Raw genomic sequence first — 23,415 nt, forward strand, 5'->3', positions numbered from 1 at the left:
ATGTTTATTTTTAATTTATTGCACTATTTTGTTTTATACTGAAAAATGCTATTAGCGAGAAACTTAACGTCACCAACATTCTAAAAACCATTGCCTTTATAGTTTTAGCTTCGTAAATTCCGCCATTATTAACATAAAGTAGTAAAGCTATAAAAGCAATAATTAAGATACCTAAAGCAACAATTAACACCCAAAACGTCCACTTTTTGCTTTTTAAAAATCCGTAAATAGCGAATATGTATATTATACTACAGATAAAGTTTGCGCAAACAATAAACAAGACATAGTTTCCTTCTTTGGCTCTAATGCCAAACCAATCGAAAATTACAGAGCTACTTAAAAATAAAGTGAGCAATGCAAACAGTGCTAAAATAGTAGCACTTACAGTGTTAATAATCTTTTTATTTTTCATTTGATAAAGAATTATTAGACGATTCACCAAGCCACCATTTTGGTTTGCTCTGTTTGGGAACTAAACCGAATTTTTTAATGGAATATGTTTCTATATGTTTTATTACATCTTCCACAGAATCGGTTACAAAAAGCAATTTCATATCTTCTGGACTGATGCTTTCATTTTCTGCCATTAATTGAATATGTTCGCATAGTTCCTTGTGATATTCCGAATCGAAGATTACAACAGGAAAATCTTGAATTACTTTGGTTTGAATTAAAGTTAATGCTTCAAACAGTTCATCTAAAGTGCCAATACCACCAGGCATCACTACAAAAGCGTACGAGTATTTTACAAGAATAACTCTACGTAAAAAGAAGTATGGAATGTTAATCCATTTATCTAAATACGGATTTGGATTTTGTTCGAAAGGAAGTATAATATTGCAACCAACCGAATTTCCTCCAGCTTCAAAAGCACCTTTATTGGCAGCCTCCATAACACCTGGACCACCACCTGTCATTACGGTAAATCCAGTTTTTGCTAAAGCAGCTCCAATTTTTTCAGCATTTTTATAATGCTCTGAACTTTTTGTAAACCTCGCTGAACCAAAAACCGTTACGCAAGGGCCAATAAAATGCATTTTTCTAAAAGCTTTTATAAAACTGAAAAATACCTTAAAAGCAAATGATAATTCCTTAAAACGCGATAAAGGACCACGAACAAACAAAGATTCATCTTTAGATAGCTTTATTTTTTCAGCAGTTTTCATATGTGAAATCTTTAGATTGTTTTTTTATAACTCCACACCGCTAATCCATTCATGATAAAGGCATAGAGCAACGTTTTTAATAAGTGCGGGAGAATATCCATAAAGCCAGAACCCTTAAGCATTACCATGCGCATCACTTCTACAAAATATTTTATAGGGTTGAACTCGGTAACAATTTGGGCCCATTTAGGCATGCTTTCAATAGGTGTAAATAAACCACTCATTAAAATAAAAATAACAGTAAAAAACCAAGCAATAAACATGGCTTGTTGCTGCGTATCTGTAAAATTTGAGATGAACAACCCTATTCCTAAAATCACCAAAATATAAATGGAGGTGTACAAATACAAGAGCGCCAAACTCCCCACCATGGGGACTTGAAATATTAACTTTGATAGTAGTAGCCCTATGGTCAATAATCCCATTCCTATGACCCAAAACGGAAAGAGTTTTCCAATAATAAACTGACTCTTTTTTATAGGTGTCACGTTTATTTGCTCTAAAGTTCCAATCTCTTTTTCACGTACGATATTCATTCCAGAAAGGAACAACGTAATCATGGTAACCAACAATACCAATATCCCGGGTACCATAAAAGTTTTATAATTCAGGGTTTCATTGTACCAAAACAAGGGTATAGTTTCTATATTAACAGGTAGTATTTGGTTGTCAGAAACTTGTAGTAAATCAACTTTTAAGTGTTGATTAAAACGTTTTATAATCTGGGTTATGTATACATTTTCAACTCCTGCGGCTGCACCATCAATAGCATTAATGGTGACTCCTAAATTGATGTATTTTTCCTTTTGCAAATCCCGTTCAAAATATTGCGGAATGTCTAACACCACATCTACATTACCTAATAACATCTCTGCACTGGCCGTTGATTCTGATGAAAAATCCGTCAACACATTAAAATAATCAGAGGCATTAAATTTTTCCACTAAAGCCCTAGAAGTAGAGGTGTGGTCATTATCTATATACCCGAATTTGATGTTCTTTACTTCAAAAGTGGCCGCATTGGATAGAATGATAAGTTGTAGAACCGGCAACACAAAAATGATAGGAAGCATTCCTTTATTCCTAAAGATTTGTTTAAACTCTTTTTGTATGATGTATAAAATGGTTTTCATTACTCCAATCTTATTTTATATTTCTTAACGCTTAATGCAATAAAGAATACGGTCATCCCCAATAGAATTAGCGTTTCTTTCCATATGTATTGTAAGCCTACGCCTTTGAGCATAATGCCTTTTATGATGATGATAAACCATTTTGCCGGAATGATATTACTGATAATTTGAAGAGGTACCGGCATACTGGAAATAGGAAAAATAAAGCCGGACAGTAGAATTACTGGTAGCATGAGTCCCATTAAAGAAACCATCATAGCCGTTTGTTGTGTTTTTGAAATGGTGGAGATTAAAATTCCCAATGCCAAAGCACTTACTATAAATAGCACACTCTCTATACCTAGTAAAAACAGGCTGCCTTGAACTGGCATATGAAAGATAAATATACTCAGTAACACTATAACTATAGCGTTAATAACAGATAGAAAAATATAAGGAACCACCTTTCCTATTATCACTTGAAAAGGGTTAATTGGCGATACCAAAAGTATCTCCATAGTACCCAATTCTTTTTCTTTTGTGATAGAAATTGAAGTCATCATTGCCGAAACCAGCATGAGAATAATGGTCATTACACCAGGAACGAACATATAGACACTTTTTAGCTCTGGATTGTATACCATACGCGTCTGAGAGATGATTTGATAAGGGGTAATGGTGCCTTTGTTCAATTCTGTTTGATATTGCTGCAGAATAGCATTTACATAATTACTTATGGTATTTGCCGTATTTGGATCTGTGGCATCCGTAACAATTTGTATTGTTGCCTTGTGGTCGTTAATCAGGTTCTTACTGAAGTTATTTTCAAAATTTAAAACCGCCTTAACCTGTCCTTTTTCAAAAACGGAAGCAATGTCCGCTTCGTGAGTAATCATCTGCTTAATGCTGAAATATTTTGAAGCAGATATTTTATTGATAATTTCTTTGGTAGTAGCATCTTTTGAATGGTCTAAAACAGCAATATCTACGTTATTGATTTCATTGGTTATAGCGAAACCAAAAAGCAAAATTTGGGCAATAGGCATTCCAAAAAGGATAAACAACGAGCGCCTATCCCTAAAGATGTGGTAGAATTCTTTTTTTACGAAGCCTATAAACCGTTTCATCCTCGTGCCAGTTTTAGAAATACGTCATTCATAGTATCTGCGTTAAACTGTTCTTTGAGCTTCTTGGGCGTATCTAAAGCCTCTATTTTTCCATTGACCATAATAGATACGCGATCACAATATTCCGCTTCATCCATATAGTGTGTGGTTACAAAAACAGTGGTTCCATTATCAGCTGCCTTATAGATCATCTCCCAAAACTGTCGTCTTGTAATAGGATCAACACCTCCTGTGGGTTCATCTAAAAACACAATTTTAGGGTCATGTATCAAAGCCACAGAAAAGGATAGTTTTTGTTTCCAACCCAAAGGCAATGAACCTACTAATTGGTTGGCTACTTTTTCAAGTCCTAACTCCGTAATTAATACATCAGATTTCTCTTTTATTATTTTTCTGGACAAACCATAGATACCTCCAAAAAAAGTAATGTTCTCTTTAACCGTTAAATCATCATACAAAGCAAACTTTTGGCTCATGTAACCAATGTTCTTTTTAATGTCTTCTGCCTGTGTAAATACATCAAAACCAGCTACGATTGCTGCGCCAGAAGTTGGAATGGAAATACCGATCAGCATTTTCATTGCAGTGGTTTTTCCTGCACCATTAGCTCCTAAAAAACCAAATATTTCTCCCTTTTTTACGTCAAAAGTAATAGCATCTACTGCCGTAAAATCACCAAACATTTTGGTCAACCCTTCTACTTGTATGACTTTATCGTTGTTCATTATTTTGCGAGTTCCATAAAGGTATCCTCAATGGTAACCTTGGTTTTTTCTATTACAATGTTAGATAGGTTTTTAGATTCTAAATACCTTTTTAATTCGTTGGGATTGAAATCTGACCTTTGATCCGTGTAATGTACAAATTCACCAAAAGGGTAAACACTATGACTGTATTCATAGGCCTTTAAATCATTTATGAGTTGATATGTATTATTTGTCCTAACATTGTAAATCTCTTTTGGGTAGTGTTTTACAATTGCTTCAGGCGTATCAATCTGCAAAATTTTGCCGTCTTGTATCAATGCAATTCTATCGCATAAAGCAGCTTCGTCCATATAAGGAGTGGATACTAGAATAGTAATGCCTTTTTGCTGCAATCGTTTAAGCATCTCCCAGAACTCTTTTCTGGAAACTGGGTCAACACCAGTAGTAGGTTCATCTAAGAACAACACTTTTGGTTTATGAATAAGGGCACAGCACAAAGCCAGCTTTTGTTTCATTCCCCCAGAAAGTTTACCGGCTCTACGGTTTTTAAACGGTTCTATCTGAACGTATATTTCTTGTATTAAATCGTAATTTTCTTGGATAGTCGTTCCAAAAATAGTTGCGAAAAAAGTCAGGTTTTCTTCCACGGTCAAATCTTGATAAAGCGAAAATTTTCCGGGCATATACCCAACACTTTTCCTAATCTCTTTATAATCGGAAACCACATCAAAGCCAGCAACCGTTGCCGTACCTTCATTAGCCAATAAAAGCGTAGTTAAAATCCGAAATAAGCTTGTTTTACCAGCTCCATCAGGACCAATTAAACCAAATAACTCACCAGGTTTTACCTCAAATGAAATGTTCTGCAAGGCCTTTACAGTTTTGTATGATTTTGATATGTTAGAAACGGAGATGCCCATTATTCTTGATTTAACCATAGTTCTGCCGGCATACCAATCTTAAGGCTTCCCTCGTTGGCTACATCTATTTTTAGGGCATAGACCAAAGCAACGCGCTCTTCTTTTGTTTGAATGATTTTAGGTGTGAATTCTGCTTCTGAGGCAATCCAGCTGATTGTCCCTTTATAAGATTTCATAGTGGTGTCATCATCAATTTTCACGGTCACTTCCTGACCTATTTTCAAATTGGGTAATTGTGTTTCACTAACATACACGCGTAATTGCATGGTTTTTAAATCTGCTATTTTATAAAGCGGTTTCCCAAAGCTTGTAATCTCATTAGGTTCCGCGTACTTGGTTAAAACCGTTCCCGCTACAGGATTAATGATTTTGCTTTTTTGTATTTGATCATCAATCTGCCTAAGCTGAACATCAATAGATTTAAGTTCATTAACGACAGGTGCATTCTGTATTTCCACACTTCTAATTTGACTTTTTAAAACATCTATTTCACCTTCAATATCATCTAATTGTTTCTGTGTACCAGCATTATCTTTTATTAAATTCTCAATTCTATCTTTGTTGATATTTCCATTTTTCAATTTGGAATTCAACACATTTATCTGAGACAGCACACCTCTAGACTTAGAACTAACAACAGCTTTAGAAACTTCTAATTGTTCTCGTTTTAAGGTTAGCGGAATGGTATCGATATACCCTATAAATTGTTCTTTCTGAAGCACGTCGCCTTCATCAACATCAAACTGCATTAGCTTTCCATTATTTTCAGCTGAAATAGTGATTTCAGTAGCTTCAAAATTGCCGTAACCATCTGCTTTTCCGTTTGAATCACCACAGGAAAATAGGATAGTGGCAATAATACTCAACCCTAATATATAGTTGTACTTTTTCATTTTTATATATGTTTTACCCTTTAATGACATTGTAATTTGCTTTTGCTAGTTGTAACTGAATCTCATGTCTAATTAAGGTGTTTTCGTCTTCATACAAATTGGTGAGTTCTGTGATATATGCCGAAGATGTAATCACACCGTTTTTAAGTTGTGAATCTGCCATTTGCAACACTTCTTTTCTAAGGTTGATTATAGCTTCATCTGAAGTTATAATAGCTTCTATCTTTTCTATTTCTCTTTGCTGTTTGTTGAGCTCAATAGTCGTGTTGAGTTTAAAAATTTCTGTTTCATTATCTACAATGTCTTTATTGATAGCTAATGATTCCCGTTGTTTTTGATTAGCGTTCCAATCAAAAACATTCCAATGCAATTTTACACCTGCTGTATAAAAAGGTTGAAATGAATTATCTAGCATGTTCAATCCTGGGTTTCCATAACCACCTGTTGCAAAGCCCAATAGTTTGGGTACGTTCTGTTTGGAAATCAAATATTCTGAATTTTCTATTTCATCTTTTTTATACTGAAATAATTCCAGTTCAGGTCTAATTAATTCATTCTGTACATGAATTTCTATAAGGGGATTATTAAATTCGGTATCATCTCCTAAAGGTTGTTTTATTAAACTAGAGAGGGTTTCTATTAGTGTTATCTTATTACTTTCTATTTCTTTAAACTGTTGGCCTAGTTTTAATAATTCAGCTTCCAGTACTTTATCGGAAGAGGGTAGGAGTATACCGTTTTTTACGCCAGAACTAACCTCCTTTAGTTTAGCCTGTAACTGTGTTTGTTTAGATTTTAATAATAGATTGCTTTCCTGTGCCAATAGAATAGAAAAGTAGAGTTGATTAATTTGCTGTCTTAATTGATACAGACTAACTTCTACCTGTTTTTGTTTCGATTTTAACTCAGCAGATTTAATGGCCAATGAAGCGGCCGTTGCTCCTCCATTATAAATAAGTTGATTCACCGAAAATGTAGCACGGTATTGGTCTTTATTTAAGGGATCAATATTGGCATTGGCAATAGGAATTTCAATTACATCAGATTGATAAGTGGCTTGCGCATCCAGACTCAATTGAGGCAATTTAGCTGTAGATATTACTGCAGCCTCTAGTGTGTTTTGCGCTTCTAAGAGTGATGACTTTTTTGCCAAAGGGTAATTTTGGGTCACAGAATTATAACACTCTTCTAACGTAATGCTTTGCTGAGCAATAGCCGAGAGCGAGGTTAGTAGTATAATAATGAGTAGTATACGTTTCATACTAGGTGTTCTTTATAGAATTAATTATGAAATTAGCAACTTCAGTTTTACGGTCTTCCATGAGTTGTTTATATGCTTTGCTATCAACATTAGAAAATGCCATGATTAAGGGTTTGGCAACGAAAGGAAATATATTAAGTGCCAGAATATTGATAAACAACTGCTCTGCGCTTATGGGTTTTATAATTCCGTCTTCTACTTCTTTATCTACTTGCCTCTTAAATTTAGCCAGGTTAGGAAAACCTTTGTTGTCCTTCATTTTTAGAATAAAATCCGGATTCCTATTCAATTCTTGAATGATAAAATTGGGCAAATAAGGATGCTTGCTTATAAAAGAGATATAGTTAAAAGTGAAGTTTTTTACTTTCTCTTCAATAGTAGAGTCGTCATTTAAAATAGCATTTAACTGAGGAGCCAATAAAGAAAAGACATTTTTGAAAACGGCTTCAAAAAGAAGTTGTTTACTTCTATAATAATAATGAAGCATAGCTTTATTAATTCCTGCTTTATCAGCTATTTCTTGCATGCGTGCGCCATCCATTCCTTTGGCCTGGAATACATTCTTTGCAGCTTCAAGTATTTGTTCTTCGGTATTTTCGTCTTTGGCTTTTTTCATTACTAACTAAACGGTTTAACCATTTGGTTAACAAAACTACAAAAAAATACTATTAGCCAACTGATTATTCTGTAAAAATTATATTTAAAATACTAATAAACAGAATTTTAACCCATAATGAAGATGATTCTAATTACCGATAAGCAGGCATAAATTTATTGTTACCGCTTAGTACAGTTGAGCGTTAGGAACCAAATGATGTTTGGTAGAAATATAATCTTAGATTAAGATTTAAAGTAATTATGATGCTTAATTTTCTAATAATCTCCATAAAATTAAATAGAAATTCTTTTTAGTCTAAAAAAAATTAGAAATTCGATACTACGCAAACAAACCAATAATGAAAATAACTACGACCATCTTTACCCTCCTCTTTTCAACAACCTTGCTTTTTGCCCAAACTCCGGTTCAATCCTATTTTGAATGGACGGATCTACCTTTCTCTATGGAGGAACTACATGAACGTAGACAAAAACTAATGTCAATTTTGTTAGAGCAACAAAAAAATGGACTTGTGGTTATACCTGCAAATGATGGATTTTCATTCGGTGAAACATTTCGGCAATCTGATGACTTCTATTACTTTACCGGGTTAGAATTACCAAATTCATTATTAGTTTTAGACTTAAGTGATCAATCTTCCATTATTTATACTCCTGAACGAGATTTGAGATTTGAAAATGGCTCAAGGGTCAATGATTTTCCAGGTATGCTTTTGCTGAACGATAAAGCGATATCTGAGCGCTCGGGTGTAACCTTGACTTCTATTGCTGAATTCACTACTAGAATGAATAAGGAAGCTTTAAAGGGCAGCACCATTCTAATAAATAATGGAAGACAAGGGCTCATCTCATTTGCTTCTAACGATTACATAGCTTCATATTCACCTATACAGGTTCTATTGAAAGCCTTACAGCAAAAACATGCAGGATTGAACTATGAAAATATATTTGAGTCGATCGCCAATGTACGTATGATAAAATCACCTGGTGAAATTGAAATCATGCGAAAGGCAGCGGCGATTACCGTTGAAGGTATAAAGCAATCAGCTAAGAAGATTAAGGCAGGAGTAGACGAACGATATTTAGAAGGAATATTGGAGGGCAACTATAAAGTAAACGGTTCACAAAGACTGGCATTTGGTTCAATTATTAAATCAGGCCCAAACTCACACTGGCCTTGGAGAATTTTGGCCACGCATTACAATCGTAGAAATAGAATAATGGAAAATGGAGATTTGGTCATATTCGATGTAGGTTGTGAATACGAACAGTACGTTAGCGACATAGGTAGAACCTTTCCGGTTTCTGGAAAATTTACAGATCGTCAAAGGGATATTCTTGTTATGGAAACCAAAATAGCAGACGAAATCATTAAATTTTTAAAACCCGGTATTACATTTAAAGATATTCAAACACTTACGAATAGTATCATCCCTGAAGATGCAAAAAAATATATGCAAGTAGGTTTATTCTTTGGACATCACTTAGGCCTTTCTACAGGTGACCCTAGTCTCTCAGATGCACAACTACAACCAGGTATGATATTTACAGTAGAACCATGGTATTATAATCACGATGAAAATATATCAGTTTTCACAGAAGATATGATTTTGATTACCAAAAATGGTTGTGAAGTTCTAAGTAGTGATTTACCAAGAACACCTGAGGCTTTAGAGGCTTTAATGAAAGGTTAATACTAGTAAACTAAAGCTATCTCATTCGGTATTTAATGAGCCATAACTGTTTTAGAAGGACAAATACATTATAAAATACCCAGTTTAATTTTAGACCTTTTTTTTATACATTTGTTATTGAAGAAGTTATAGTAGCTTTTTGTTACATGTTTATTTTTCATCATAAGGAAGAAATTGGAAAAATAAACTCACTTCTTACAGATAATCTCTGTATACCTTAATTAGTTAATAGCTAATTTGGTATACGGAGATTTTTTTTATGCCAAGTTTGAAAATGCAAAAAGAAAAAAATAGATTACTTTTTAATAGAAATAAACACTAAGTATGGCGACAGTTATTAATTTAAAAGAAATACAATCTATACTACAAAACATAGATGTGGTAGCTGCTATGGAAGAAGGATTCATTCAATATAGCAATGGCAATACAGTGGTGCCTCCGGTGGGAGAATTACTATTTGAAAACCCTAAAGGAGATGCACATATCAAATATGGCTATATTAAAAATGATGATTATTATGTGATTAAAATTGCTTCTGGTTTTTATGAAAACTCCAAAATAGGGATTCCTTCTAGTCAAGGTTTAATGTTATTGTTTGACCAAAAAACAGGAGTTCCAAAAGCTATACTTTTAGATGAAGGGTATTTAACAGATATACGTACTGCAGCTGCTGGTGCACTAGCAGCTAAATATTTCGCACCAAAAGAAATAAGTGCTATTGGAATTATAGGTACTGGAATTCAAGCGAAATTACAATTGCAATATCTTCAAAAATATACTCCCTGTAAATCAGTTTGGGTTTGGGGCCGAACAAAAGATAACGTTGAAAAATTTACGGATGAACTCGGATCTGATTTTGATATTCATATTGCGAAAAGTCCATCCGAACTTGCTAAACATTGTAATCTAATTGTTACTACCACGCCTTCAGAACTGGCCTTATTAAAAGCAGAAGACATTCAAAAAGGAACTCATATAACCGCAGTAGGTTCAGACACGGAACACAAACAAGAATTGGAAAGTAAATTGCTACAACTTGCAGATATAGTAATTGCTGATAGTATTCCGCAAAGTAAAAGTAGGGGTGAAATTTACAGAGCTGTCAAGGATGGGGAACTATTAGAAGATAAAGTAATTGAATTGGGTACGGCCATTCAGAATCAAAAATTACAACGAACAAACAATGAACAAGTTACTATTGTAGATTTAACGGGTGTAGCTGTACAAGATATTATGATTACTAAAGCAGTTTATAACGCATTTATAGCATAAAAATATGATGCAATTTGTTAGTAACACAGGAGGAGGGAAGCCGGTAGATTTTGAAACCGCAATATTAGATGGTTTCGCTATAGATGGCGGTTTATATGTACCTGAAACGTTGCCAAATATTACAACGAAGCAATTAAAGAAATGGAAAGGTTTATCATATATAGAATTGGCTTTCGAAGTGCTTTCTTTATTTATAGAACGCTCGGTAGTTTCAGAACTCGATCTAAAAAATATTCTGCTAACGGCCTATGCGCCATTCGAGAATAAAGAGATTATTCCAATATATCCGTTACAGTCTAAAAAGAAAACCTACATCATGGAGTTGTTTCATGGTCCAACCCTTTCATTCAAAGATGTAGGACTCGCATTTTTGGTTAATCTGGTTAATTTCTTTCTAGAACGAAAAAAGAAACACCTAACTATAATAGTAGCGACTTCTGGTGATACCGGCCCTGCCGCAGCATATTATGCCGCTGGTAAATCAAATTTAGATGCGTGGGTTTTATATCCTAAAGGATGGATAACAGAGGAACAGGAACGTCAAATGACCACCTTACAACATGCTAATATTCATCCGGTAGGGGTATCGAATTGCAAGGAAGGTAGCGATGATTTAGATGTTATTATTGCCAAATTATATGCTAATCAATCTTTCAAAGAAAAACTAAACCTGTCGAGTGTTAACTCCATTAATTGGGGGCGTGTAATGATGCAAACCGTTCATTATTTCTATGGTTATTTACAGGTAGTCGATACCGTTGGCGAACAAATAAATATGTCGGTACCTTCTGGCGCTTTCGGTAATTTATGTGCTGGGGGATTAGCACGGGAAATGGGATTACCTATTAAATATTTGATTGCAGCTAATAACAAAAATGCATGTTTACATCGAATCTTTTCAGAAGGTCGCTTTTCAAAAGAAGAAATTGTTGAAACTGTTTCCTCTGCGATAGACATATTAATACCATCTAACTTTTGGAGGTTTTTGTATTTTAGAATAGGTAGAGATGCTGAAAAAATTAAAAAATGGATTAATGAATTTGAATCCACCGGTCAGGTAACATTTGATAAAGAAACTTTTAACTTATATAGTAAAGGGTTTTTATCAAATAGTGCATCAGACCAAGAAACTTTAGAGGTAATTAATGAAATATATAAAAATGAAAACTATCTTTTAGACCCCCATGGAGCCGTATCTCTAGTAGCTGCAGATAAGTTAAAAAACACATTGGGTAATGAAAAATTAATATGCTTCGCTACCGCGCATCCCTCAAAATTTCCTGAAGTTGTAAAACAAGCATTGCATACAGCTGTATTGCCTAAAGCTGCTAAACATAGTAATATAGAAAACGCAAAACAACTTTGCGAAAAAGTTTATTTGTGTGATTATAAATATTTAGAAAAAGCGCTTATTCATGCAATGGAAACGAACTGGGACTTAACAAAAGGCAAATAAGATGGGGCGGTTTACAAATTTAACAAGTCCAGAAATACGAACTATTCTAACACCTTATGGAGTTAAAGACATTGTATCTCATAAAATTTTAAGTGGTGGTTCGGCAAACACAAACTACTTGGTAACGACTAATAACAAGTTTTTTGTGTTAACCATTTGCGAAGAAAAATCACAAAAGGAAACTACAGAGCTTGCTAATTTGTTAATGCATTTAGGTGAAAATAATTTTCCTACTTCCAAGCTGATATCAACTATAAACCAAGAATTAACTTCGGTATGGAATAATAAACCCATTTTATTAAAAGAATTTATCAAAGGAAAAATAGTTCAAAATCTATCTAAAAGCATACTAATCTATTTAGGTAAAGAATTGGGGAAATTACACCAAATAAAAGCACCAGATTATCTTCCGCGTAAGGTAGCTTTTGGTATTAACCATTTTGATGAAGTTAAGACTTATGCGTCCGATTCTACTTTTTACAAATGGTTAAAGCATACGCAAAACTATATAGAAAATCATATTACCATTGATTTACCTAAAGCTTTGATACATACCGATATCTTTTATAACAATATTATTATTCATGAAGACGGATTGAGAGGGTCTATTATGGATTTTGAAGAGGCATGCTATTATTATCGCATATTTGATATAGGTATGATGATTGTTGGTACTTGTAGAGATAAGGAAATCATCAATTTAGATAAAGTGGCTAGTTTATTGGAAGGTTACCAAAATGAAATAAATTTATTACCCATAGAGAAAAAGTCACTTAAAGCATTTACTGTTTATGCTGCCACAGCCACAGCATTTTGGAGACATCAGAATTACAATCATGTTAACATTACACCAGAAAAGAAAGGTCATTATAAAGAAATGAAACGCTTAGCAGACTCCATTATGGTAATGCCAGATAATTGGTTATATGAATAAATTATAAGTTCTAAAGGTCATTAGAATAATTTGAAATCAAAAAATAGTTATTATTCTGATTTCGCTCAAAAGTTGTTTTATAACAGAAACTTATTGAACTAACTATAAAGAGTGTTGTCATGTGAAATCACGTGTTCTTTCACCTTATTCTGAAATTCCTGAGGTGTTTGTTCTGCATGCTGTTTAAAGAAGCGACTGAAGTAAGAATGGTCTTTAAAATTTAAATTATATGCTATCTCCTTAATCGTTTTCTCACTGTGAATTATTTGACGTTTTGCCTCTAGAATTAAACGGTCATGTATTAATTGAACTCCTGTTTTATCTAATTTATCTTTTAAAATTTGGTTAAGCCGTTTAGCACTAATTCCAATTTGTTCTGCATAAAAATTTGCATTTCGTTCCTCCTGATAATTGTTTTCAAGTAAAAGCATAAACTCATAAACTCGTTTTTCATTAATATCTTGCAGTGTAAAGTGCTGTTCTTTTAAATGTATCAACTTCAATAAAAACACCTTTAAAAGAGCTTTTATCATAATTAGGTTAACAGTCGGTTTGTTATAATCATCTTTTAAAAGTTGAAGCACTGAAGTCAATCCTTTTGACGTTTCTTCGTTTACCTGCAAACATGAAAATTCTCCTTGAATATTAAATATTCGAAAAACATCCATTAAAAACTCTTTTAAATCACCTTCTAACAATTCCTGCTTAAAAGAAATCAAAACCCCGTTCTTTCCAGCTTTATTTAATTGGTGAACACGATAAGGTGGAATCAGATAAATCCAATCTCCTCTTAATGTTTGAAAGTCATGTTGCGGTACATGAAGAGCATCTTCATTACGTAACCAAACAATCTCAAAGAAATCTCTTCTTGCTGGATCATTTAAATAGGCTGGCGGACAGTTCCCTAAATCTCGAATATATAAAACTTTATCACTTAGCATAAATCTACCTTTTTACTACTTTTCTCATCATTTAACCTTAAGTCTATTTTCGACCAAAAAACCATCAATTTCCAAAATGTACCACAAAAATAGCAAAAAGCACTATACATATTATTGGTATAGGCAAATTGTACCACACAACTATCAAATTGTGTAACTATAAACCTAAAAAGCCTATATAACTTTGTACTCGAAATAATGAACAACGAAATTATGTCGATTTAGTTATGGAACAAATACATAAAAATAAGGACAGCCAATTGGTTGAAAGTGCAATGAATATGATTATTGATGAGCACATAGAACTAATACACACCATAAAGTATGACGAAATAGCAGCGTTGATTCCTATTATCACGAATGCTAAACACCTATTTATAATGGGAGCAGGTAGAACGGGTCTAATGATGAAAGCTGCTGCCATGCGTTTAATGCATTTAGGATTCAATGTTCATGTGGTAGGTGAAACCACGGTACCAGCAATTGCGAAAGGAGATTTGCTTATTGCAGGTTCTGGTTCTGGTACAACTAGCGGAATAGTGAGGGCTGCTGAAACCGCTAAGAAGGTAGGTGCTGATATTGTTTGTTTTACTACAAATTCAGAGTCTCCTTTAGCCGAATTAGCAATACAAAGTGTGATAATCCCTGCGGCGCAAAAACAAGAGCGTGATGAGGCAATTTCTAAACAATATGCAGGTAGTCTTTTCGAGCAATCATTGCTCTTAGTCTTCGATGCTTTAATACAATCACTCTGGGATATAGATAGTAGTTCGACATCTGAACTTTGGAAACGTCACGCTAACATGGAATAAAAAATTAGACAAAACAGTTATTAAATAAGAACATTTAAAATAAAAGATTATGGCAAAATTACAAGTAGCAATAGATTTATTAAATATTGATGACGCTATTGCATTAGCAACAAAAGTGGCTCCGTATATAGACATTATAGAATTAGGTACACCGCTTATTAAAAGTGAAGGCCTAGCCGGAATTAGAAAAATGAAAGATGCTTTTCCTGACAAATTGGTTTTAGCAGATTTTAAAACAGCTGATGCAGGTGAATTGGAAGCGAATATGGCTTTTGGTGCAGGTGCAGATTATGTTACAGTATTAGGAGCAACAGGAGATTCTACTATTTTAGGAGCGGTAAAAGCTGCAAAAGCACATGGTAAAGGTGTGGTGGTTGATACTATCGGAGTAAAAGATAGGGTAAAACGAGCACAAGAAGCTATTGCAATGGGAGCCGAATTTGTTGAATTACATGCCGGTTTAGATGAGCAAGCTGAAGACGGTTACTCAATTCAAGTATTGATAGACGAAGCTACTAGAGCAGGAGTTTCCGTCTCGATTGCCGGAGGTGTTAATTTGAGCAGTATTACCGCTGTTAAAAACTCTGGAGTTATAGTTGCAGTTGCTGGTGCAGCTATCTACGGTGCAGAAGATCCTGCACAAGCAGCCAAGAAATTACAAGAATTGGCAATGGCATAAGAAGATTAAAAGCAATATTCGCAGATTTACAAGTATACAAATCCTCATTAGTTTAATGGGGATTTGTTGTTTTATAACGAGAGTAGTACGAGTAAAGTCTTTACTTGCTAAATATTATAAGCTGTATGATAAACCATAAACAAATATTTACACTTCTAATTACCCCAACTTTATAGAATATTATGTAATTTCAAACTCCCCCCTCAATTACAGTATTAGTATACCAAGGAACAAAACTGTGTACATTGTTTTTGTTTTCCAAAAGAATCATAATTACGTAAAAAAGAACGAGGATGCCATTATTTCTAGATTTACATGACCTTCCCGATGGTGTTACTGCTGCACATGTAGCAGAAATGCATAAAGCCGATTTGGATATTGAGCATAAATATAATTGCCGCGGTCTTACGTATTGGTGTGATGAAAAAAGGAAAACTGCCTTTTGCTTAATAGATGCACCAAGTAAAGAAGCACTCATAGAATTACATGAGAATGCTCATGGTGCTGTACCTACTCGTATTATTGAGGTTAACGATACTATTGTTGAATCTTTTTTAGGTAGAATCGAAGACCCTGAAAAATCAAAAGATTCAAGTTTAAATATTGTAAACGACCCAGCTTTTAGAACGCTTATGGTGGTTAAAATAAGAAACAAGAGCTTAAGAACAAGCGAAAAAAACACCCTTCAAGCTGCGATAAGAGGATATACTACAGCTATAAAGACATTAACCACTAATCATAACGGAGGTTTGGTTCGCCATGAAGCAAAAACCTTTTTGATGTCATTTGCTTCCGTGAGCGATGCTGTTCATTGTGCTTTGGAAATTCTAAATAGCTTCAACAATCTTATTACACCCGATTTAGAATTTAAAATAGGTATGAGTGCCGGTATACCTGTAACGGATAAAGACGGAATTTTTGAAGACACTATCAAAACATCGGATTATTTAAGTGATGTTGCCAAAGATAATTTCTCTATTACCTCAGCAGTAAAAGACCTTTATGAAAGTGAAAATCAAAACAAGTCCATTGACCATCAATCAATTAGTGTTATAAAAACTAAAGATGAAGATTTTTTAATGCTCTTAATGAACATTACAGAGAAAATTTGGTTTCATTCAACCACTAACGTTAATGATTTTGAAGAAAATTTAGGATATAGTAAGTCAAAATTATATCGCACTATGATAAATTTGGTGGGCAAATCTCCAAATACTTTTTTAAGAGATTATCGCTTACATAAAGCTTTAACATTACTAGAAAAACAAACTTCTAACATTTCTGAAATAGCATATCAAACAGGGTTTAATAGTCCCGCTTACTTCTCTAAATGCTTCCTTAAAAGATATGGCATACAACCATCAAATCTTACTTTAAATAAATAAAACACTGAATTACAACTTGTTACACTTAAATGTTTTCTGGTCTAAAATTACTTTTATTTGGTCTAAATGTAGAATTATATAGAATTCTTCTATTCTAATTTTGCTAAGAACCAAATAAATATTTTAATTATGAAAACAAAATTGACATTAGCACTAGTAATGATTTTCGGAATTTTATTAACAGGATTCACTGTAAAAACTGAGCCTCATGTAGTAAAAATCGATTTAATCAATGATGAGTTCCCTGAAGCAAAACAAGAAGTATTGGAAACTTTTGGAGCCATTGCTCAAAGCATTAAAGATGGTGATATGGATAAGCTCATTTCCTTTCACGCCTATGGTCCAAAATTTACCGAATTTAAAAATGGAGAACCACGTAATGGTGGTGTAGCCAACGAAGAACACGAACGAACTGTTTTTGGTGCTGTAACCGAAGTCGTAAAGTTCGACGCCCAAGATTTACAAATTGCTGTTTATGGTGATGTAGCCAACTTAACATTTCACTCCGATTTTCAACTCAAGTTCGGTGAAGACTTAGTTGTGGTCAATGACCAAATTACCCTATTATTTGTGAAAACTACCGATGGATGGAAAATGGTTCATGAACACCATTCTCCTTTAAAATAGCTGAAATACTACTTTCCCCATTTATTCTTTAAAGTTATTATTACACTTAAGTTCAGAGTGTTGTAACGACAACTATAAACTTAATAAATAGATTATTATGAAAACAAAATTGACAATAACAGTACTTATGATACTTTGTGTTTTAACTATTGGGTGTTCAGAAGATGATGATGCTGTAATAGAGATTCCTATAGATTTAGTAAACGAAGAGTTTTTAGATGAACAACAAGAAGTTATGGAAACCTTTGGCGCCATTGCTCAAAGTATTAAAGATGGAGATATGGACAAGCTAATTTCTTTTCATGCTTACAGCCCGAAGTTTACAGAGTTCAAAAATGGGGCACCACGTAATGGCGATGTTGCGAATGAAGAGCATGAACGAACTGTTTTTGGTTCGGTAACTGAAGTGATTAAATTCGATGCCAAAGATTTACAAATTGCCGTTTATGGCGACGTGGCCAATTTAACCTTTCACTCTGATTTTGAATTGAAATTTGGTCAAGACTTAGTTGTTGTCAATGACCAAATTACCTTGTTGTTTGTAAATACCGATGACGGATGGAAAATGGTTCATGAACATCATTCTCCATTGAATTAAGCCGATAGTTAAATTTGACTATCTAGTTTTTTTAAAGCATTGTTTGATGTTTGCCAGAGTTGAATCTAAATAGGTTTGGCTCTGGATTTTTTTAATTATGAATCTTGTTTTCATATTAAACAATAGAACTTAATTTTTCAAAACCTTTGCAAGCATATCTGATTCTAAGTTATTTACCTTAAATATAACTAGTTGATGATTCTTCTCACTTAAATTAATATAGTCATCGGAGGGCAGGATGAGAAGAAACCAATCTTTAGGTCTTTAATAACATTCTATCTAGAAATGACTCATAAAAGGATATCAAAAACCTATGTAGGGTCTTCTGTATCTTTTAATATAGCTTTGTGTCGTATATTTTCCTTGTCTTTAACTTCATAGGGAATTTTCTTCAATACATGCTCTAAAGCCGCAATTCTAGCAGATGTTTTCCTGTTCGCTTTAATAATTTTCCAAGGCACATATTTTTGAGTGTTCTTAAACATCAACTCTTTATATGATGTATATTCATCCCATAACGCTAAAGCCTTTTTGTCCACATCGCTATATTTCCATTTTTTAAGTGGACTCGATGTGATATCCTTAAAGCGACGCTCTTGTTCATTTTTAGAAATAGAAAAGTAAAGTTTCACTAACAGAATATCAGAGAGTAACATCATGCGTTCCACTTCATTTACCGAATCCATAAAATTTAGATACTGTTTTTTTGTACAAAAATCATTTACAGGTTCAACCACAGCACGGTTATACCAACTTCTGTCAAAAAATACGATTTCACCTTCTCGGGGAAAACGATTAATGTACCGCTGAAAATACCATTGTCCTTCTTCTATCTCATCTGGTTTTGGCAGTGCGACTACCCGTACTTCCCTCGGTGGTAAATGTTCTGTAAAACGCCTAATGGCGCCACCTTTTCCAGCAGCATCACGACCTTCAAAAATAATAACCACCTTTTTTTTGTTTTTGACGACCCATTGTTGCAAGACTAATAATTCTTCCTGTAGTTTACCCAAGCGTTTGTCATACTTCAGTGTCTGTATGGCTTTTTTGCCATCTAAGGACGATTGTCCCAATAAGGCTAACAATCCCTTCTTAGAATTGATTGAAAGCAGTTCTTTGTTTTTCAAAGGCTCTTTTACTTTGCTCATTTGTTAATCGTTTTGCTTAAAATAGTTAGGCCTATATTTTTATCTGTTGTCTAAAAAACCGATGAACAATATTAGGGTCGGGTAGTAGGTCTGGGCAATTAGAACCTTTTCCTTCGTAATCAAATTGAGATAGAACAAATTTGATGCTTTCTATACGGGCCAATCTTTTATCATTGCTTTTTACAATAATCCAAGGACAGAATGCGTGGTGGGTACGAGCAAACATTTGATTTTTATAATAAGTATAGTCTTCCCAAAGGTCCTGACCTTTTTGATCTACCGGACTGAATTTCCATTTCTTCAAAGGATTCCCCAGTCGATTATCGAATCTTGTTTTCTGTTCGTCAATAGTAACAGAAAACCAAAATTTAATAATCTTGGTGTCAGATTCATAGAGCATATGCTCAAACTCCGGCACCTGTGCCATAAAGCGTTCATATTGTTCTGGTGTACAAAAATCCATGACAGGTTCTACAACGGCGCGGTTGTACCAACTACGGTCAAAAAATACGATTTCACCCGCATTTGGAAGTTCTTTAATGTACCGATTAAAATACCATTGTTTCCGTTCGATTTCTGTAGGTTTATTTAGAGCAACAATACGCATCGCACGCGGATTCAAATGCTCTGCAAAACGGCGTATAGTTCCCCCTTTACCAGAAGCATCTCGACCTTCAAAGACGATGGCTATTTTCTTCTCCTCTTTTTGAACCCATTTTTGAAAATCTACGAGTTCAGCTTGTAGTTGTAATAGAAGTTTTTCATAATAATATTTATCTAATACGTCTTTATAGAGAGGCACATCATTTTTAGATTGTTCGAGATATTCTAACAAATGTGCCTTGGTTTTTAGTTTGGCAAGTAATGTACTATCAATCATTGGCTTTTATTAAGTTATGAAAATAAGGAAGAAACCTAAGTAAAATGATGACAATTGACATTTAATTACTTTATAAAATGGTGCTCAACTATATTGCACGTTAAACTACATAGTACTTCGAACTGAATATTTTAGGTACCCAATAAAATATCCTGATTGATTTATATGTTCAAAATTAAAATATTCTTATGCCATTTTAATATGAATAATGGTGCTTACATACACATCCATTGGTGTCATTACACTTCACTTTCTTTCAATTTTTATATTTAATAGTTTCTTTAAAACTTTCAAAATTCAATTAATAGAAAATGAAAAATCAAATACAATGAAAAACAAAATAGAAGGTAAAATAGCAGCAATTACAAGAGGAAGTAGTAGATTAGAAGAAGCTACAGTACGTTATTTAGCAGGAAAAAACGCAAAAGTAGTTTTAGGCGCTAATAAGTTATTATAGTAACATTATCAGAATTCAAAAAACACAAATCAGTTCATTTTATAAACCTTGCTTCTATTTCCGGATTAAAAGTAGGTCCAGATGGAGCGGTGTATAACGGAACTAAATTTTCTGTGACAGCTATACGTGAAGGATTATGACAAGAAGTTGGTAAGGACATTAGAACAAATTAATAATAAAAGGGTAAATCTCTTGACTAATTATTCTTTATTCGAACGTTCAAATTTATACGTTATACCAAAATTAATCCCAAACGAAGAATACGGTACTTTCTGAGATAACTCTTTAGAAGTATCTGTATTGGTATTCGATAGATTGTCAACATACGTTGTTTTACTGTTTATTCCTTCAGGCAAATTGTCTATGGTATACAATCCATTTACGGCAACAGTACCATCAGGAAGTTTAACATCGGTATGGAATTCTGAAATTTCGGAGTCTTTTCTCTTTAAACTGATTCCGTAATATTCAGCTTCAGCGAAAACACTAAAATTAGAATCTAAGTCATACTTATACCCAAGGGCACCAACGAAGCCTAAAGGAAATTGTCCGTGAAAATCCTCCTTGTAATTAGTCTCAGAATAGGAACCATTTGGCACACCAAAAGCTTCAGCTTCGGTTTCCGAGAAGACAGATTTTTGATAAATGACACCTTCCGTTTTTCCTCCTAATTTAAGTAACGCACCAAAACGACCATAAATATTATTAGTGAACTTGTATACCACAGAAGCTGAAGCTCCGAAAGCGCGGGCTCTAGCAACTGCCTCTACTTCTGTACTTGGTAAATTCACTACAGATATGTCTTGATCTGTACCTCGTAAGTAACCAATACCTAAATCTACACCAAACGACTCGTCAAAGAAGTACGTTCCTCTTATTTGAAAATTAACGCCTTCACCATAACTTCCATAAGAATTTTCAGTTTCAGACACGTTTACTCTTTCCCCTAATTTCATTGTGGCACTGCCTAATGCATATCCAGAACTCACTGAAACTTGCATCTGCCCATAAGTTATTGAGCTAATTAGAACAGCTGTAATTACTACTAATATTTGTTTCATAATTATCGATTTAAAATTTTGGAAAACGATTAAATATTTTAATTCTATGCGGCGATTCTTAGAAACATTTTTCGCTAATAACCAGAACATTATTTCTTCCTAGCAAAGCATTTCTTTGCCCGTTCATCGCCAATTTAAATTGGCATATCAAAGTTAATTTTTTAAAGAAATTTCTTGTAACTACGGATGCGTTTTAACACTCTAATTGAGCTTTCTCATAAATAAAGTCTTCTAGACTACTAATTAGTTGTTTCAATACACAAAAAATAGGAGGGAAGTGTAATTTATTAAGAATTACAAAGCGTAATATAGTACACACTATGACATTGTTATGATACACAAAGTTAGCGAACTCTCAAAGGTTTAACGCTTATAAATAATAGTGTGTAAATAAGCAACAGTACTAAGTACCAGGTATTAAACACTAAATCTAGATAATCTATTCTTCCTTTTGAAAAGCTCAAAATCATTAAAACTTGTGCTCCATACGGTAAAAAACCTTGAGAAATACACGCAAAAATGTCTAAGATGGAAGCTGTCTTTTTATTATCTAAATGATACTCATCATTTATAGTTTTAGCAATTGGTCCGGCAATAATAATGGATACGGTATTATTTGCAATGGCCATATTAATTGTACTCACTAATGTCGCAATACCAAACTGCGCTGTTTTCTCGTTTCTGATAAGCTTTTTTATCTTGACTAAGATAAAATCAATTCCACCATTCCTTTCGACTAAAGCTGCTAACCCACCTGTAAGTAAAGACAATAGGAATATTTCTGTCATGTTTGTAAAACCGATGTAGGCAATTTTGGTAGATTCTATTAGGGTGAAATCACCGTAAACAATTCCTAAAAGACCAGCAGAAATAGAACCTAAAAGAAGAGTAACAAAAACATTTACTCCCATAATTGACAAGATGATAACCAAAACATACGGCATAATTTTTATAATAGAATAGGTATAGACTACTGTTTCTGTTTCGACGGACTTCAATCCCAAACCTTGAAAGATTAATATGGCAATAGTAAATAGGGCAGCAGGTACGGCAATTTTAATATTCTGCTTGAACTTATCACTCATTTTACAACCCAGAGATTGGGTTGCAGCAATAGTAGTATCTGAAATAACCGATAAATTATCTCCGAACATACTGCCACCCAATAAGGAACCACATAAGATGGCCAGATCTGCACTGCTTTCATCTGCAAATCCGACAACAATAGGAGCTAACGCGACGATTGCACCAACCGAAGTTCCTGTAGAAACAGATAAAAAGCCGGCAATAATAAAGATACCAACATAAATATATTGAATGGCAATATAATCTAAACCAAGATTTACAATCGAATCTACACTACCAGTTTCATTCGTAATTGCCGCAAATGCGCCAGCTAGTAAATAAATTAAGCACATGGTCAATATTTTATCATCACCACAGCCTTTTAATAAGGTATTTATTTTTGATGTAATAGATTGTTTAAATAGAATAAATGCGACTATAATGCCTACTATAACCGCAATAGGTGCAGGTAACGCATAGAAATCGTTTTGATAAATACCAACACCTAAAAACGTAAATACGAATGCAAATAAGGGAATTAAAGCTGAAAATTTTGGGGTAATATTTTTAGTACTTGCCATTTCTTTTTCTTCATTTCAAAA

24 protein-coding genes are annotated in these 23,415 nt (G+C 33.8%); 10 read left to right on the forward strand and 14 right to left on the reverse strand.

Going from position 1 to position 23,415, the window contains the following annotated elements; genetic code table 11:
• Window positions 1–10 precede the first annotated feature (10 nt).
• Genes AAC084_RS03755 through AAC084_RS03795 form a run of 9 tightly spaced genes read right to left on the reverse strand, consistent with a single transcriptional unit; the run spans window position 11 to window position 7,802 of the window.
• Window positions 11–412, reverse strand: a complete 402-nt coding sequence (locus tag AAC084_RS03755) for a hypothetical protein (protein WP_339837118.1) — start codon at window positions 410–412, stop codon at window positions 11–13.
• On the reverse strand, window positions 402–1,166 hold the full coding sequence (locus tag AAC084_RS03760; protein WP_339837121.1) for a TIGR00730 family Rossman fold protein: 765 nt from the start codon (window positions 1,164–1,166) through the stop codon (window positions 402–404). Before AAC084_RS03760 ends, AAC084_RS03755 begins: the two co-directional genes overlap by 11 nt.
• An 11-nt stretch (window positions 1,167–1,177) precedes the next feature.
• Window positions 1,178–2,299, reverse strand: a complete 1,122-nt coding sequence (locus tag AAC084_RS03765) for an ABC transporter permease (protein ID WP_339837123.1) — start codon at window positions 2,297–2,299, stop codon at window positions 1,178–1,180.
• Window positions 2,299–3,405, reverse strand: coding sequence for an ABC transporter permease (locus tag AAC084_RS03770; protein ID WP_339837126.1), 1,107 nt, complete (start codon window positions 3,403–3,405; stop codon window positions 2,299–2,301). The genes AAC084_RS03765 and AAC084_RS03770 overlap by 1 nt, the downstream gene beginning before the upstream one ends.
• Window positions 3,402–4,130, reverse strand: a complete 729-nt coding sequence (locus AAC084_RS03775; RefSeq protein ID WP_339837129.1) for an ABC transporter ATP-binding protein — start codon at window positions 4,128–4,130, stop codon at window positions 3,402–3,404. Before AAC084_RS03775 ends, AAC084_RS03770 begins: the two co-directional genes overlap by 4 nt.
• The gene (locus AAC084_RS03780; RefSeq protein WP_339837131.1) at window positions 4,130–5,032 is read right to left on the reverse strand and encodes an ABC transporter ATP-binding protein; all 903 of its coding nucleotides are present in this window, start codon (window positions 5,030–5,032) and stop codon (window positions 4,130–4,132) included. Before AAC084_RS03780 ends, AAC084_RS03775 begins: the two co-directional genes overlap by 1 nt.
• Window positions 5,032–5,925: an HlyD family efflux transporter periplasmic adaptor subunit gene (locus AAC084_RS03785; RefSeq protein WP_339837133.1), complete on the reverse strand. Its 894-nt coding sequence runs from the start codon at window positions 5,923–5,925 to the stop codon at window positions 5,032–5,034. The genes AAC084_RS03780 and AAC084_RS03785 overlap by 1 nt, the downstream gene beginning before the upstream one ends.
• A gap of 13 nt (window positions 5,926–5,938) precedes the next feature.
• Entirely contained in the window at window positions 5,939–7,186 is a 1,248-nt protein-coding gene (locus AAC084_RS03790; protein WP_339837136.1) for a TolC family protein, read from the reverse strand.
• A gap of 1 nt (window position 7,187) precedes the next feature.
• Entirely contained in the window at window positions 7,188–7,802 is a 615-nt protein-coding gene (locus tag AAC084_RS03795; protein WP_339837139.1) for a TetR/AcrR family transcriptional regulator, read from the reverse strand.
• Window positions 7,803–8,142: 340 nt separating this feature from the next.
• Between AAC084_RS03795 and AAC084_RS03800 the strand changes: the two genes are divergently transcribed.
• The 4 genes from AAC084_RS03800 (at window position 8,143) to AAC084_RS03815 (ending at window position 13,160) form a co-directional block, all read left to right on the forward strand.
• Entirely contained in the window at window positions 8,143–9,498 is a 1,356-nt protein-coding gene (locus AAC084_RS03800; protein WP_339837141.1) for a Xaa-Pro peptidase family protein, read from the forward strand.
• 324 nt (window positions 9,499–9,822) lie between these two features.
• Window positions 9,823–10,770 carry a hypothetical protein gene (locus tag AAC084_RS03805; protein WP_339837144.1) on the forward strand — a complete coding sequence of 316 codons (948 nt, stop codon included), beginning with the start codon at window positions 9,823–9,825 and terminating at the stop codon, window positions 10,768–10,770.
• A gap of 4 nt (window positions 10,771–10,774) precedes the next feature.
• Window positions 10,775–12,226, forward strand: a complete 1,452-nt coding sequence (gene thrC / locus AAC084_RS03810; protein ID WP_339837148.1) for a threonine synthase — start codon at window positions 10,775–10,777, stop codon at window positions 12,224–12,226.
• A gap of 1 nt (window position 12,227) precedes the next feature.
• Entirely contained in the window at window positions 12,228–13,160 is a 933-nt protein-coding gene (locus AAC084_RS03815; protein ID WP_339837151.1) for a homoserine kinase, read from the forward strand.
• A 98-nt stretch (window positions 13,161–13,258) separates the two neighbouring features.
• Here AAC084_RS03815 and AAC084_RS03820 read toward each other — a convergent pair whose 3' ends face one another.
• Window positions 13,259–14,101 (reverse strand): helix-turn-helix domain-containing protein, encoded by an 843-nt coding sequence (locus AAC084_RS03820; RefSeq protein WP_339837154.1) that lies wholly within the window; start codon window positions 14,099–14,101, stop codon window positions 13,259–13,261.
• Window positions 14,102–14,328: 227 nt separating this feature from the next.
• Here AAC084_RS03820 and hxlB point away from each other — a divergent pair, with 227 nt between their 5' ends.
• The 5 genes from hxlB (at window position 14,329) to AAC084_RS03845 (ending at window position 18,202) form a co-directional block, all read left to right on the forward strand.
• Window positions 14,329–14,913, forward strand: a complete 585-nt coding sequence (gene hxlB, locus AAC084_RS03825) for a 6-phospho-3-hexuloisomerase (RefSeq protein ID WP_339837157.1) — start codon at window positions 14,329–14,331, stop codon at window positions 14,911–14,913.
• A gap of 49 nt (window positions 14,914–14,962) precedes the next feature.
• Complete coding sequence (gene hxlA / locus AAC084_RS03830) at window positions 14,963–15,592, forward strand: 3-hexulose-6-phosphate synthase (RefSeq protein ID WP_339837160.1); 630 nt, start codon at window positions 14,963–14,965, stop codon at window positions 15,590–15,592.
• Window positions 15,593–15,885: 293 nt separating this feature from the next.
• A complete protein-coding gene (locus AAC084_RS03835) occupies window positions 15,886–16,977 on the forward strand; it encodes a nickel-binding protein (RefSeq protein WP_339837163.1) in 1,092 nt (363 codons plus the stop codon).
• A 129-nt stretch (window positions 16,978–17,106) separates the two neighbouring features.
• Window positions 17,107–17,604, forward strand: a complete 498-nt coding sequence (locus tag AAC084_RS03840) for a nuclear transport factor 2 family protein (RefSeq protein ID WP_339837165.1) — start codon at window positions 17,107–17,109, stop codon at window positions 17,602–17,604.
• Between the two features lie 97 nt (window positions 17,605–17,701).
• Window positions 17,702–18,202, forward strand: a complete 501-nt coding sequence (locus AAC084_RS03845; RefSeq protein WP_339837168.1) for a nuclear transport factor 2 family protein — start codon at window positions 17,702–17,704, stop codon at window positions 18,200–18,202.
• Window positions 18,203–18,513: 311 nt separating this feature from the next.
• Here AAC084_RS03845 and ppk2 (AAC084_RS03850) read toward each other — a convergent pair whose 3' ends face one another.
• Together ppk2 (AAC084_RS03850) and ppk2 (AAC084_RS03855) are read right to left on the reverse strand one after the other, a co-directional pair.
• Window positions 18,514–19,350: a polyphosphate kinase 2 gene (ppk2, locus tag AAC084_RS03850; RefSeq protein WP_339837170.1), complete on the reverse strand. Its 837-nt coding sequence runs from the start codon at window positions 19,348–19,350 to the stop codon at window positions 18,514–18,516.
• A gap of 31 nt (window positions 19,351–19,381) precedes the next feature.
• Window positions 19,382–20,230, reverse strand: a complete 849-nt coding sequence (gene ppk2, locus AAC084_RS03855) for a polyphosphate kinase 2 (protein WP_339837173.1) — start codon at window positions 20,228–20,230, stop codon at window positions 19,382–19,384.
• A 328-nt stretch (window positions 20,231–20,558) separates the two neighbouring features.
• On the opposite strand from ppk2 (AAC084_RS03855), the gene AAC084_RS03860 reads away from it, so the two are divergent.
• The gene (locus AAC084_RS03860; RefSeq protein ID WP_339837176.1) at window positions 20,559–20,687 is read left to right on the forward strand and encodes a hypothetical protein; all 129 of its coding nucleotides are present in this window, start codon (window positions 20,559–20,561) and stop codon (window positions 20,685–20,687) included.
• Between the two features lie 200 nt (window positions 20,688–20,887).
• On the opposite strand, the gene AAC084_RS03865 is transcribed toward AAC084_RS03860, so the two are convergent.
• The gene (locus tag AAC084_RS03865) at window positions 20,888–21,748 is read right to left on the reverse strand and encodes a hypothetical protein (RefSeq protein WP_339837179.1); all 861 of its coding nucleotides are present in this window, start codon (window positions 21,746–21,748) and stop codon (window positions 20,888–20,890) included.
• A 344-nt stretch (window positions 21,749–22,092) separates the two neighbouring features.
• A complete protein-coding gene (locus AAC084_RS03870) occupies window positions 22,093–23,394 on the reverse strand; it encodes a Na+/H+ antiporter NhaC family protein (RefSeq protein WP_339837182.1) in 1,302 nt (433 codons plus the stop codon).
• Window positions 23,395–23,415: the final 21 nt, after the last annotated feature.

The sequence above is a fragment of the uncultured Maribacter sp. genome, assembly GCF_963977385.1.
Lineage (GTDB): Bacteria > Bacteroidota > Bacteroidia > Flavobacteriales > Flavobacteriaceae > Maribacter.